12 protein-coding genes are annotated in these 12,381 nt (G+C 64.8%); 4 read left to right on the forward strand and 8 right to left on the reverse strand.

The features are described from left to right. Window positions 1-23: 23 nt before the first annotated feature. The 4 genes from hda to folK are packed head-to-tail and all read left to right on the forward strand — an operon-like array spanning window position 24 to window position 3,518. Window positions 24-740, forward strand: coding sequence for a DnaA regulatory inactivator Hda (gene hda, locus ACWHXP_RS17110; RefSeq protein ID WP_034338369.1), 717 nt, complete (start codon window positions 24-26; stop codon window positions 738-740). Then, window positions 737-1,420 (forward strand): histidinol-phosphatase, encoded by a 684-nt coding sequence (locus ACWHXP_RS17115; RefSeq protein WP_034338372.1) that lies wholly within the window; start codon window positions 737-739, stop codon window positions 1,418-1,420. The genes hda and ACWHXP_RS17115 overlap by 4 nt, the downstream gene beginning before the upstream one ends. Continuing rightward, window positions 1,417-3,027 (forward strand): polynucleotide adenylyltransferase PcnB, encoded by a 1,611-nt coding sequence (gene pcnB / locus ACWHXP_RS17120; RefSeq protein WP_489635471.1) that lies wholly within the window; start codon window positions 1,417-1,419, stop codon window positions 3,025-3,027. The genes ACWHXP_RS17115 and pcnB overlap by 4 nt, the downstream gene beginning before the upstream one ends. A gap of 5 nt (window positions 3,028-3,032) precedes the next feature. Continuing rightward, entirely contained in the window at window positions 3,033-3,518 is a 486-nt protein-coding gene (folK, locus tag ACWHXP_RS17125) for a 2-amino-4-hydroxy-6-hydroxymethyldihydropteridine diphosphokinase (protein WP_489624637.1), read from the forward strand. A 15-nt stretch (window positions 3,519-3,533) separates the two neighbouring features. Here the strand turns inward: folK and ACWHXP_RS17130 are convergent, their stop codons facing one another. From ACWHXP_RS17130 to ACWHXP_RS17165, 8 genes are all read right to left on the reverse strand, one after another. Continuing rightward, on the reverse strand, window positions 3,534-4,796 hold the full coding sequence (locus ACWHXP_RS17130; protein ID WP_489635470.1) for an EAL domain-containing response regulator: 1,263 nt from the start codon (window positions 4,794-4,796) through the stop codon (window positions 3,534-3,536). Beyond that, on the reverse strand, window positions 4,774-5,949 hold the full coding sequence (locus tag ACWHXP_RS17135; protein ID WP_121042976.1) for a protein-glutamate methylesterase/protein-glutamine glutaminase: 1,176 nt from the start codon (window positions 5,947-5,949) through the stop codon (window positions 4,774-4,776). Before ACWHXP_RS17135 ends, ACWHXP_RS17130 begins: the two co-directional genes overlap by 23 nt. After that, window positions 5,946-6,935 carry a CheR family methyltransferase gene (locus tag ACWHXP_RS17140; RefSeq protein ID WP_371925500.1) on the reverse strand — a complete coding sequence of 330 codons (990 nt, stop codon included), beginning with the start codon at window positions 6,933-6,935 and terminating at the stop codon, window positions 5,946-5,948. Before ACWHXP_RS17140 ends, ACWHXP_RS17135 begins: the two co-directional genes overlap by 4 nt. 4 nt (window positions 6,936-6,939) lie before the next feature. Further along, complete coding sequence (locus ACWHXP_RS17145; RefSeq protein WP_209533566.1) at window positions 6,940-7,515, reverse strand: chemotaxis protein CheW; 576 nt, start codon at window positions 7,513-7,515, stop codon at window positions 6,940-6,942. A 75-nt stretch (window positions 7,516-7,590) separates the two neighbouring features. After that, complete coding sequence (locus tag ACWHXP_RS17150; protein WP_489624635.1) at window positions 7,591-9,411, reverse strand: methyl-accepting chemotaxis protein; 1,821 nt, start codon at window positions 9,409-9,411, stop codon at window positions 7,591-7,593. 41 nt (window positions 9,412-9,452) lie between these two features. Then, a complete protein-coding gene (locus ACWHXP_RS17155; protein WP_489635469.1) occupies window positions 9,453-11,657 on the reverse strand; it encodes a chemotaxis protein CheA in 2,205 nt (734 codons plus the stop codon). Beyond that, on the reverse strand, window positions 11,654-11,968 hold the full coding sequence (locus ACWHXP_RS17160) for an STAS domain-containing protein (RefSeq protein ID WP_039785201.1): 315 nt from the start codon (window positions 11,966-11,968) through the stop codon (window positions 11,654-11,656). Before ACWHXP_RS17160 ends, ACWHXP_RS17155 begins: the two co-directional genes overlap by 4 nt. A gap of 42 nt (window positions 11,969-12,010) precedes the next feature. After that, complete coding sequence (locus ACWHXP_RS17165; RefSeq protein WP_039785198.1) at window positions 12,011-12,379, reverse strand: response regulator; 369 nt, start codon at window positions 12,377-12,379, stop codon at window positions 12,011-12,013. Window positions 12,380-12,381: the final 2 nt, after the last annotated feature.

The raw sequence follows: 12,381 nt of genomic DNA on the forward strand, positions 1-12,381 counted from the left end.
GCCTTCGTAGCTGATAGCCACCGATGAAACAGATTCCGCTCGATTTGAGCGCGGACCAGCCGCAAAGCTTCGACAGCTTCGTGACCGGCCGCAACGCAGAACTGCTGGAGCGCTTGAAGCTGCTGGCCACGGCCGGCGTGGACAAATCCATCCAGACCGGCAGTGCCAGCACCGACCGCTTCATCTACCTCTGGGCCGAAGCCGGTGCCGGCAAGACCCACCTGCTGCACGCCCTGGCCACCAAGGCCGGCCAGGAAGGCAACCGCGCCCGCCTCATCAGTGCCGACTCCCCCGAGTCGGCCTTCGACTACAGCCCGCAGACCAGCCATTACCTGCTCGATGACGTCGATCAACTGTTCGAGGAACAGCAGATCGCCGCCTTCAACCTGTTCAACCAGATCCGCGAACAGGGCGGCTGCATGGTCTGCACCGGCACCCTGCCGCCGACCCGCCTGGAGCTGCGCGAAGACCTGCGCACCCGGCTCGGCTGGGGCCTGATCTACCAGGTGCACGACCTGTCGGATGACGAGAAGATCGCCGCCCTGCTGCAGATCACCCTGGACCGCGGCCTGGAAATTCCCCCGGCCGTGATGATGTACATGCTCACCCACTACCGGCGCGACATGCCCTCGCTGTCGCGCATGCTCGACGCGCTGGACCGCTACTCGCTGGCCACCAAGCGCGCCATCACCCTGCCCTTGCTACGCGAACTGTTACAACAGGAATCCGGAGAACAATGAACCTCGCCCTTTTCGATCTCGACCATACCCTGCTGCCGCTCGACTCCGACCACGAGTGGGGCGAATTCATGGCGCGCATCGGCGCCGTGGATGCCGACAGCTTCCGCAAGGCCAATGACGAATGGTTCGCCCATTACCAGAACGGCACGCTCGATCCGGTGGCTTATCTGGAATTCGCGCTGGGCAACCTGTCGCGCTTCCCGCGCACGCAGCTCGACGAGATGCACCTGCAATTCATGGACGAAGTGGTCAAGCCCGCCATCCTGCCGCAAGCCGTGGCCCTGGTGAAGAAACACCTGGACGCCGGCGACCTGGTGGCCATCGTCACCGCCACCAACCACTTCGTGACCAAGCCGATCGCCTCGCACTTCGGCGTGGAACACCTGATCGCCGCCCTGCCCGCGCTCGATGACGCCGGCAACCTCACCGGCAAGCTGGACGGCACGCCGACTTTCGGCCCGGGCAAGATCGTCCACACCGAAGCCTGGCTGGAGCGTCTGGGCTTCAAGCTGGACCAGTTCGAACGCAGCTATTTCTACAGCGATTCACAGAACGACATTCCGCTGCTGGAACGGGTGACCGATCCGATCGCCACCAACCCCAACGACAAGCTGCTGGCGCACGCCCAGGCGCGCGGCTGGCCGGTGCTGAACCTCTTCGCCGACGGCCACGCGCAATGATCAAGAAACTGATTCGCTCCATCCTCGGCCGCGGCAAGGCTGCCGCCGCCGAGAGTGCCGAGCCCGTGAAAAAATCGCGCGCCAAGGCCGCTGCCGCAGGCGGCAAGATCGAGCCCGATGTGCTCGGGCCCAAAGAGCATGGCATCGATCCGGCACTGGTCTCGCCCAATGCGGTGCGCGTGACGCAAACCCTGCAGGATGCCGGCTACAAGGCCTTCATCGTCGGCGGTGCAGTGCGCGACCTGCTGCTGGGCATCAAGCCCAAGGACTTCGACGTGGCCACCAATGCCACGCCGGAACAGGTCAAGCAATTGTTCCGCCGCGCCTTCATCATCGGCCGTCGTTTCCAGATCGTGCACGTGATGTTTGGACAAGAGTTGATCGAAGTCACCACCTTCCGGGGTGCCTCGGCCGAAGCCGCGCCCAAGGATGAACATGGCCGCGTGCTGCGCGACAACACCTTCGGCGAACAGCATGAAGATGCCACCCGCCGCGACTTCACCATCAACGCGATGTACTACGATCCGGCCAGCCAGGCCGTGCTCGATTACCACGGCGGCATCGCCGACATCCGCGACAAGAAGCTGCGCATCATCGGCGAACCCGAAGCGCGCTACCGCGAAGACCCGGTCCGCATGCTGCGCGTGGTGCGCTTCGCGGCCAAGCTCAAGTTCACCATCGATCCGGCCAGCAGCGCACCGATCCGCGTGATGGCACCGCTGATCGACAACGTGCCGGCCGCCCGCGTGTTCGATGAAATGCTGAAGCTCCTGATGAGCGGCCATGCGCTCGCCTGCCTGCAGCAGCTGCGCAAGGAAGGCCTGCATCACGGCCTGCTGCCGCTGCTGGACGTGGTGCTGGAACAGCCGCTGGGCGAGAAGTTCGTCAGCCTGGCGCTGGCCAATACCGACGCCCGCGTCAAGGAAGGCAAGGGCGTCTCGCCGGGCTTCCTGTTCGCTTCGCTGCTGTGGCACCAGGTGCTGGAAAAATGGCGCGCCTACCAAGCTGCCGGCGAGTATCCGATTCCCGCCCTGCATCTGGCCGCCGATGACGTGCTCGATGCCCAGACCGAGAAGCTGGCCCTGCAGCGCAAGATTGCCTCCGACATGCGCGACATCTGGGCCATGCAGCCGCGCTTCGAGCGCCGCGTCGGCAAGGCTCCGTACAAATTGCTGGAACACCTGCGCCTGCGCGCCGGTTTCGATTTCCTGCTGCTGCGCTGCCAGTCCGGCGAACTTGATGCCGAACTCGGCGAATGGTGGGAAGCCTTCATCGCCGGCAACGGTGCCGAGCGCGAAGAACTGATCGCCCGCAAACCGGCCGATCCTGCCGGCAGCAATGCCGGTCCCAAGAAGCGCAAGCGCCGTGGTGGACGCAGCCGCAGCAAGTCGCCAGGGGACACCGTTGAAACCAGCGACAGCGGCTGCGAGCAGGAAGCCACTGCCCCTGCGCCGGTGCGTGCACGCGCCCCCAAGGAAGCGGCCGACACGCCGGATGCACCAGCAGATGCCGGCACGGGTGAGGCCCCCAAGCGCCGTCGCCGCCGTCGCAGCAGCGGCAGTGCCGGTGGTGCGGGTGGGGACAGCGCGCCAACAGGCGACGACTGATCAACGTGGAATCATCCTCCACGCTGGCCTGGATTGGCATCGGTGGCAACCTGGGCGACGCCCGCGCCATCGTCGAAGAAGCCATCGCCCATCTGGCCCGGCTGCCCGAGTCGCAACTGCTGCGGAGCTCTTCGCTCTATCGCACCGCGCCCATCGATTCCAGTGGCGACGACTACGTCAATGCCGTCGTACTGGTCTCCACGTCACTGACCGCACTGGAACTGCTGCATGCGTTGCAGGCCATCGAGCTGCAGCACGGACGCGAGCGGCCCTATCGCAACGCCCCGCGCACGCTGGATCTGGATGTCTTGATGTATGGAGAGGCGCAGCTGGAGGATGAAGAACTGATCGTCCCGCATCCACGCATGGCGCAGCGCGCCTTCGTATTGGTGCCCATGCTGGAGATTGATGCGCAGGTGCGCATTCCGGGATTGGGCGCGGCGCGCCATTTCCTGGACGCCATCACCGATCAGCCGATCAGCCGGCTGTGATCTGAACCAGGCTGCTCAAACCGAGCCGCCCGTGGCGGCACCCTTGCCCAGCGGCCGCAATTCACCGAGACGGCGATGATGCCCCTTCAGCCACAGCGGCAATTCATTGGCCGGCATGGGCTTGCCGATCAGGTAGCCCTGCCCCAGGCTGCAACCGAAGTCCTGCAGCAGACGCCAGTCTTCCATCGTTTCCACCCCTTCCGCCACGGTCACCAGTTCCAGCCGCTGGGCCATGTCCAGCGCCGATTGCAGGATCACGCGCAGGTTCTTGCGGTCATGCGCACCATGGACGAAGGAGCGGTCGATCTTCAGTTCGGTGAAGGGGATGCGCGCCAGTTGCTGCATCGACGAGAAACCGGTGCCGTAATCGTCAATCGACAGGCCGAAGCCCTTCAGGCGCAGCCGCGCCAGCATGCCCAGTGAATTGCCCTTGTGCGCCACCACCGAACTCTCGGTGATTTCCAGCACCACGTTCTCGGCCGGCAGCGCGTGCTTGTCCACCAGTTCCAGAATGCGATGCAGGAAGTCCGGCTGCTCCAGCGACAGCGGCGAGAGATTCACCGCCACCTTGATCGCCAGGCCCCGGCTATGCCAGACGGCCGCCTGCGCCATGGACTGGTCCATCATGCTGATGGTGAGATCGTGGATCAGGCCGCACTGCTCGGCCAGCGGAATGAAGCGGTCCGGCGGGATCATGCCGCGTTCGGGATGGATCCAGCGGGCCAGCGCTTCCACGCCCTTGAGGATGCCGGTCTGCACGTCCACCTTGGGCTGGAAATAGGGCAGTACCTGGCCGCCACCGATGGCGGTGCCGAGGTCGCTTTCACACATGGAAGGCTGGGGATCATCATCGGCGTGGGCACCGCCGCCACGCGGACGGAAGGATTGCAATGCGGCGCGCAGCTGGCCCTGGTTGAGCGGCTTTTGCAGCACCCCGATCAGGTTCATGCCCAGGGCCTGGATCATGGTCTCCACCGACAGCAGCAGCGAGGTCTCGCGGCTGGAGGCGACGATCAGGGGAATGTCGATGCCCTTCTGCTGCAATTGCTGGATCAGCTCGATGCCATCCATGCCCGGCATTTCCAGGTCGATCACCGCCAGTCCGGGCGGCAGCTTGAGCAGCGCCAGCAGATCCAGCGCCTCGTTGCCGTTGCCGGCCTCGTAGATCAGATCGACGCCCAGCTCCTGCAGCAGCGACACGCTGTGCTGGCGCTGCAGGGCACTGTCGTCGACGACCAGCGCGGATTCGATCAGCTCATTGAGATTCTCTAGAGGCATATTGTTCTATCACTGCGGAGATATGATCGAGCGGGAGGACGTCACCGACGCCGCCCATGTGTATCGCTTCTTTCGGCATGCCGAAGACTACGCTGCTGGCCTCGTCCTGGGCATAGGTGGCGGCGCCGCAATCGGCCATTTCCCGCATCCCCCTTGCGCCATCGTCCCCCATGCCGGTCATGATGATGCCCACTGCATTGCTGCCCGCGGCCTTGGCCGCCGAGCGGAACAGCACGTCCACCGAAGGCTTGTGCCGGCTCACCAGCGGGCCATCCAGCGTTTCCACATAGTACTGCTGGCCATCGCGCCGCAGGACCAGATGCCGGCCGCCGGGCGCGATCAGCACGCGCCCCGGCAGGACCAGATCGTGATGCTCGGCTTCCTTGACCTCGGCACCGGAAATGCGGTGCAGGCGTTCGGCAAAACTGCGCGTGAAACGCTGCGGCATATGCTGCACCACCACGATGCCGGGACAGCGGCCAGTCAAAGGCTTGAGCACCCGCTCCAGTGCCTGCGGCCCCCCGGTCGAAGCGCCGATGGCGACGATGCGCGCCGTCAGCGGACGATAGCCGTCCTCCGGCCCCGGCGCTGCCAATACTGCATCGGCGGTATGACGCTGCAGCACCGCAGCCCAGCCGTCATCATGCAGCATTTCGCGAGCGGCTGCTTTGACCGGGCGCAGCTTGAGCACGGGCGATACAGGCCGTGCCGCAATGGCCGCCATCGCGCCCCTGCCGCCGGCCCCGGCCAGCGCCGCGGCCCGGATGGCGCAAGCCAGTTCGTTGACCGCTTCATGCAGGAAATCACGCACGCCCAGTTGCGGACGGGCAATCACCGACACCGCACCGGCGGCCAGTGCTTCGGCCGTGATATCGCCGGCACCGCCGACCCGCGCACTGCACATGATGACCGGCGTGGGCCTGCTGGCCATGATCTGGCGCAGGAAGGTAATGCCATCCATGCGCGGCATCTCGATGTCGAGCAGGATCACGTCCGGCCACTCCTGCTGCATCTTGCGCAAGGCAAACACCGGATCGGGCGCGGTCCCGATGACGCGGATGTCGGCAGTCTGCGCCAGCAGCTGCTGTACCAGCTGGCGCACCACCGAGGAGTCATCGACCACCATGACGCGGATGGCTGATGGTGCGTTCATGGCGGCCTCCGGTAGATGGAAGGGGAATGCATCAGCAGATCGAGCTCCATGCCGTGCAGCGATTCCGAATGGCCGACCACCAGGTAGCCGCCCGGCCGCAGGCGCGCGATCACATCGCGCAAGACCTGCAGCTTGGTCTCGCAATCGAAGTAGATGATGACGTTGCGCAGGAAGATCAGGTCATACAGGCCATCGTCGTGTTCGTCCAGCGCAGTCAGGTTGCGCTGGGCGAATTCGACCTTGGCGCGCAGGTCTGCCTGTACCAGGAAATGGCCTTCGTATTCGCCGGTGCCGAGCAGGCAATAACGGCGCAGATACAGGCGCGGAATGTTCTGCCCGCGCGCCATCGGATAGAGCGCGCGGCGCGCGAAGCGCAGCACGCGCGTGCTGATGTCGGAGCCGAATATCGACCAGCTGCCGGCGGGCCGGTGATGGTCCAGCAGCATGGCCAGTGAATAGGCTTCCTCGCCGGTGGCGCTGGCCGCGCTCCAGACGCGCAGATGCTGGCGGTCGCGCCAGCGTGGCAGGAGATCCTGCGTCAGGAAATCGAAATGGCCCTGTTCGCGGAAGAAATAGGTTTCGTTGGTGGTGATGAGATCGATGGCGCGCTGACGTTCCTCGGCCCCCTCGGCACTCGTGATGAGGCGGTGATACTGTGCCAGTCCGCGCAGGCCGAGTTCCTGCAGTCGATGGCTGAGGCGGCTCTGCAGCAGGGCCTTCTTGGACAAGGGCAAGTGCAGCCCGATATCCTGCTTGAACAATTTCTGGAACAGCAGCATGTCGTGATCGCTGACCTCGGGGTCGGCAGATCCGCTGGCCGGTGCGATGGCGGCCACCACCGGCGTCACCGGAATGACGGCAGCAGACGCCGCCTGAGCCCCACGCCCGGCATGCAGACCCGGCACGCTGCCAACAGCCGTGGCCACACCGGCACTGCTGCCGTGCGTGCTGTCGCTGCTGCCTGCCAGGTTGCCGGGTCGGGGCATGGGCCTACTCCCTTTCCGTTTCTGCCGAAAGCACCGGCACACCGCCCAGCGCATCCTCGGCACTCATGCCCAGCAGGCTCGCCAGTTCATCCACCGACAGGACGCGCTGCACATCGAGCACGACGATGAAACGCTCATTGACGTTGATCATGCCCTCGATGAAATCGGCGCGGATGCCGGCACCGAATGACGGGCGCGGCTCGATGTGATCAACACCGATGCTCAGCACCGCGCTGACCGCATCGACCATCACGCCCAGCAACAGCAGCTGCTCGTCCTGGACCAGTTCCATGATGATGATGCAGGTACGTTTGGCCTCCATCGTGGGGGCACGGCCGAAGCGCACCGACAGGTCGATCACCGGCACCACCGAGCCGCGCAGGTTGATCACGCCGCGCAGGAAATCAGGCATCAGCGGCACTTCGGTCAGGCCGCCGAATTCGATGATCTCGCGAATGCTGGCGATGGGCATGGCGAAGCTTTCCGTTCCGACCAGGAAGGTCAGGAACTGGCGGCTTTCGATGACCTCTTCCTGCTGCCGCTTGCGGACGGATTCGCCATTCAACGATACGCTGGGCATGGACTGCTCTCCTTGCTGCCGCGCTGTGCGCGCGGCGGATTGATACGGGACAAGTTCAACGCCATGGCACGCTCCTCAGAAACGCTTGAACGAGGATTCATCCACGCCCGGCGCATCCTCATCCACATCCAGCATCGACAGGCGGCGCGTGCTCTCGTGCCCGCCCTGCGCAGCGGACTGAGCGCGTCTGCCGCGCCGCCCGCCGGATTCCGGTACGCCACCGGCCGCACCGCGCACGCCGGGCTTCTGCAATTCATCCACGCGGAAGAAGCGCATCAGGTCCTGCAGATGGATGGCCTGTGCGCTCATTTCTTCCGAGGTCGCCGACAATTCTTCGGAAGCCGAGGCCGTCATCTGCGTGGTCTGCGCCATCTGGTGCACGGCATTGTTGATCTGTTCCAGACCGGTCGACTGTTCCGCCGAGGCGGCGGCGATTTCCTGCACCAGGTCGGCGGTCTTGCGGATCGAGGGCACCATCTGGTTGAGCAGGCCGCCGGCCTTTTCGGCCAGACCGACACTGTTCTCGGCCACCGCGATGATTTCCTGGGCGGCGGTCTGCGAGCGTTCGGCCAGCTTGCGCACTTCGGCCGCGACCACCGCAAAGCCCTTGCCGTGCTCGCCGGCGCGGGCCGCTTCAATGGCAGCGTTGAGCGCCAGCAGATTGGTCTGGTAGGCGATGTCATCAATGATGCCGATCTTGCTGGCGATCTGCTTCATCGCAGCCACGGTCTCGCGCACGGCTTCGCCGCCTTCGGTCGCCGCACTGGCCGAGAGGCTGGCGATGCCATCGGTGGTGCGGGCGTTGTCGGCGTTCTGGGCGATGGTGGCGGTAATCTCTTCCACCGAGGCGCTGGTTTCCTCCACATTGGCAGCCTGTTGCGAAGCATTGTGCGAGAGCGCCTGCGAAGACGAGGAAATCTCTTCCGAGGCCGAGGCCAGCGCACTGGCTGTACCGCTGACATCACCGATGACGTCGGTCCACTTGTTGACCATCTGCTGAGTGCTGTAGAGCACGCTGACCTTGTCGTTCTTGCGCAGTGGCACGGTGACTGTCAGATCGCCCTCGGCCACGCGGCGCAGGACGCTCATGGCATCGCGCGGCTCGCCGCCGATCTGCGAACGGATGGTGCGATAGGCAAACCCGAGGCAGGCGAACAGCACTACCACCGAGGCGGTCAGCAGCCAGAAGATCTTCTGTTCCAGTTCGGCATACTCGCGGCCGGCCCTGAGCACACGGGCCTGCGTGCGTTCGTCGACCTGGCGCAGGAAGTCATTGATCGGGGCCATCACGCGGCCGAACAGCGCACGGTAGGTCTGGTCGAAGACCAGCTCCTGCGCCATGGCCTGGTTGGGCGCACCGACCACGGTGAACTTGCCCTCGCCATCATCGAACTCGCCCTTGACCGCATGGAAGGCGGTGATCTCGATGCGCGAGAGCTGGTCGCCCAGCTTCAGGGCTTCCTGCATCTTGGCCAACTCCTGTTCGGTGAAACCGGCTTGCTTCATCAGCTCGCTCAGCGGCACCGTCTGGGCACCCGCCTCCACCGGCAGTTTGCGGGCACTGACCAGGTCCCAGTTGAAACGGTCGTAGTTGGAAGGCCGCGCGCGCTTGCCATTGCGGATGTCCAGGATCATGTAATAGCGATCCTCGTCATTGGGGTCGCCCGTGGTCACGTAGGCGCGCGCGAACTTGGTCATGTCCTCGGTGGTGCGGCGCAGTTCATTGGCCAGCGCGGCGGAGTCGTAGCGGGACTGATGCGCTTGCTCCAGCGCACTATTGGCCTGGCGCAGCGTATCGGTAAGGCTGATCACCACCGCCACCAGGATGGACAGGACTACACCCAGCCAGATGAAGATCTGCTTGATGCTCATCCTGTTGGTCATCGATTCTTGCATGCTCGCTTCCCCTCGTGGTGCGGGTCCCTTGATCGGGCCCGTCATGGCGCCGACGCCACACTGCGTTCGGCGTAGGCCGCCGTATTGCCTTGTTCCTGTTGCTGGGTGTGCTGCACCAGGTGCGGAATATCCAGGATCAGCGCGACCCGGCCATCACCCAGAATGGTCGATCCCGACAATCCCTTGACCTTGCCGAACAGCCGCCCCAGCGGTTTGATCACCGCCTGGCACTCGCCCAGCAGACCATCGACCAGCAGCCCGGCGCGCAATTGCCCGTACTGGACGATCACCAGACTCTTGCGCGCACGGGCCTGTTCCCGCGCAGGCAGGTCGAACAGCTCACGCAGCGGGACAAACGGCAAGGGCTCGCCACGGACCGCGACGATATGGCTGCCGTTCTGGCGCGGCGGCATGTCGATGCACTCCACCACCATGTCCAGCGGAATCACGAACACCGCATTGCCGACCACCACCTGGAAGCCCGAGATGATGGCCAGTGTCAGCGGCAGGCGGATGCGGACCACGGTGCCACGCCCGGGTTCGGTATCGATGGCCACCTCGCCCTGCAGGGCATCGATGTTGCGCTTGACCACATCCATGCCGACACCGCGTCCGGAAAGTTCGGTGATCTGCTCGGCGGTGGAAAAGCCGGGCTCGAAGACGAAGCGGTAGATCTCGGCATCGCTGAGTTCGGCCTCCGGCGTCGTCAGTCCTTGTGCGATCGCCTTTTCCAGAATGCGTGTGCGATCCATGCCCCGGCCATCGTCCATCACCTCCACCAGCACGCTGCCGGATTCATGCATGGCATTGAGCCGCAGCGAGGCCTTGGCCGGCTTGCCGGCGGCAATGCGCTCGGCGGCAGGCTCGATGCCGTGGTCGATGGCATTGCGCACGATGTGCATCAACGGATCGGCCAGGCGCTCCACCATGGATTTGTCCAGCTCGGTCTCGGAGCCGGTCATGGTGAGATCGATATCCTTGTCGAGATCGCGGGCGATGTCGCGCACGATGCGCGGGAAGCGCTGGAACACCTCATTGATCTGCACCATCCGCAACGTGAGCGCGGCATCGCGGATCTGTTCCATCAGGCTGTCGATGGCCTGGGTGGCCTCCTCGAACTGGCTGTCCTTGCGGCGTCGGGCAATCAGGCGCGCACTGGCACCGGCGATGACCAGCTCGCCCACCAGGTCGATCAGTTGGTCCAGCTTGGAGACCTCGATCTTGATGAACTTCTGTTCCTGCGCACGCCGCTCGTCCAGCGGGCGCGGCCGAGCACCGGCGCCGGGCGCGGCCGCCGGCACTGCGGGGGCGGCGGCGTCAGCGAGCGTGGCTGCGCCCAGGCAGCGCCATTGGGCTTCGGTGAACAAGTCCAGGCTGCGCCATTGGGCGGCCAGGCGCGCCGCATCGTCGGGGGCGAGCCGCTGCAGCACCGTCGCATACGCCGCCAGGGGACTCTGCGGCGGCAGGATATCGATGCGGCTGTCATCGCGTACGAATTCGAACACGTCTTCCAGCGTCTGCCGGGTGGAGTCGGAGGCCAGGCAGATTTCCACGCCCAGGTAGCAGCTCTCGGCATCCATGGCCGCCGCTTCGGGAATGTCTGCCTCCACCGGCAGGATGGCGACGATGCGGCCCAGCGAACGCAGGTAGTGCAGGAAAGACAGGGGATCGAGTCCATCACGCAGGACATTCTCATTGAACTGCAGCGACAGGTGCCAGTAGGGATAATCGGCCGTCGCCTGCAGGGCCTCGTCCCGGTGGGCATCGCCGCCGTGGGCCGCGTCCGCGGAGGCAGTGCCGGTGAGCCGCTGCAGCAGCCGTGCCGGCTCGCTGGCCGCCTCGCCCGGTGCGCTGGCCGACTGCGCGACCTCGGCCAGTGCAGCCAGCAGCGTGGCTCGGCGTTCGGCATTGGGTTCCTCGGCTTCCTGGTTGCGCTCGATGGCATCGACCAGGTCACTGACGTAATCGCCACACTGCAGCAGCAACGACATCATGGGCGCGTTCAGGGGCAGGCGTTCTTCACGAACCAGATCCAGCACATGCTCCACCTGGTGCGTGAACTGCACGATGCTGTCGAAGGCGAAGAGGCCGGCCGAACCCTTGATGGTATGGGCGGCGCGGAAGATGGCGTTGATGCTGTCTCGGCTCGGTCCTTCCATCTCGATCTGCAGCAAGGCCGCTTCCATGGCCACGAGCAGTTCGCGGGCTTCCTGGACGACGGCATCGCGGGCGGAGTCCTTTTTCATGCGGCCTCCACGGCAGGGCTGAAGCGCTCATGCAATTGCAGCAGGTCCAGCGTGGCCAGCACGGCCGGACTGTAGACACCGATCTCCAGCTGCCGTCCACCGGCGGCCAGCTCGCGCCGCAACAGCAGCAGCAGCTGGATACCGGCCGTATCCAGCTCATCCACGCCGGACAGGTCGAGCACCACCTGCGTCTGCGGCAGCGTCAGGGCGTGCAGCAGCTCCGGCTTGCGCTCGGCCGCCTGGAAAATGGTCAGTCCGCCGCTCACGGTGAGCAGCAGCCTGTCTTCTTGCACGGAATACGTCAGCGGCATCGTCGGGTTCTCGGCATTCTCTTCAAGGGTCCGTGGTATGGCTCACGGCTGTACCAGCTTGGCTACGGCATCGAGCAGCACCGGCGGCAGGAAGGGCTTGTGCACCCAGGCGCGGATGCCGGCGGCCTTGCCTTCCTGCTTGCGCGCTTCGCTGCTTTCGGTAGTCAGCATGATGACGGGGGTGAATTTGTAGGCAGGCATCTGCTTCATCTCGCGCACGAAGGACAGCCCATCCAGATTGGGCATGTTGAGGTCGGAAATGACCAGATTGAACTTGCGGCCATCCAGTTTCTTCAGCGCTTCCAGGCCGTCAGCCGCTTCTTCGACCTGATAGCCGGCGCTCTTCAGGGCTGCCGTGATGGTCTGCCGCAGGCTGAAGGAATCGTCGACGATCAATATGCATTTTTCCATCT

This window comes from Herbaspirillum sp. Her2, assembly GCF_057961375.1.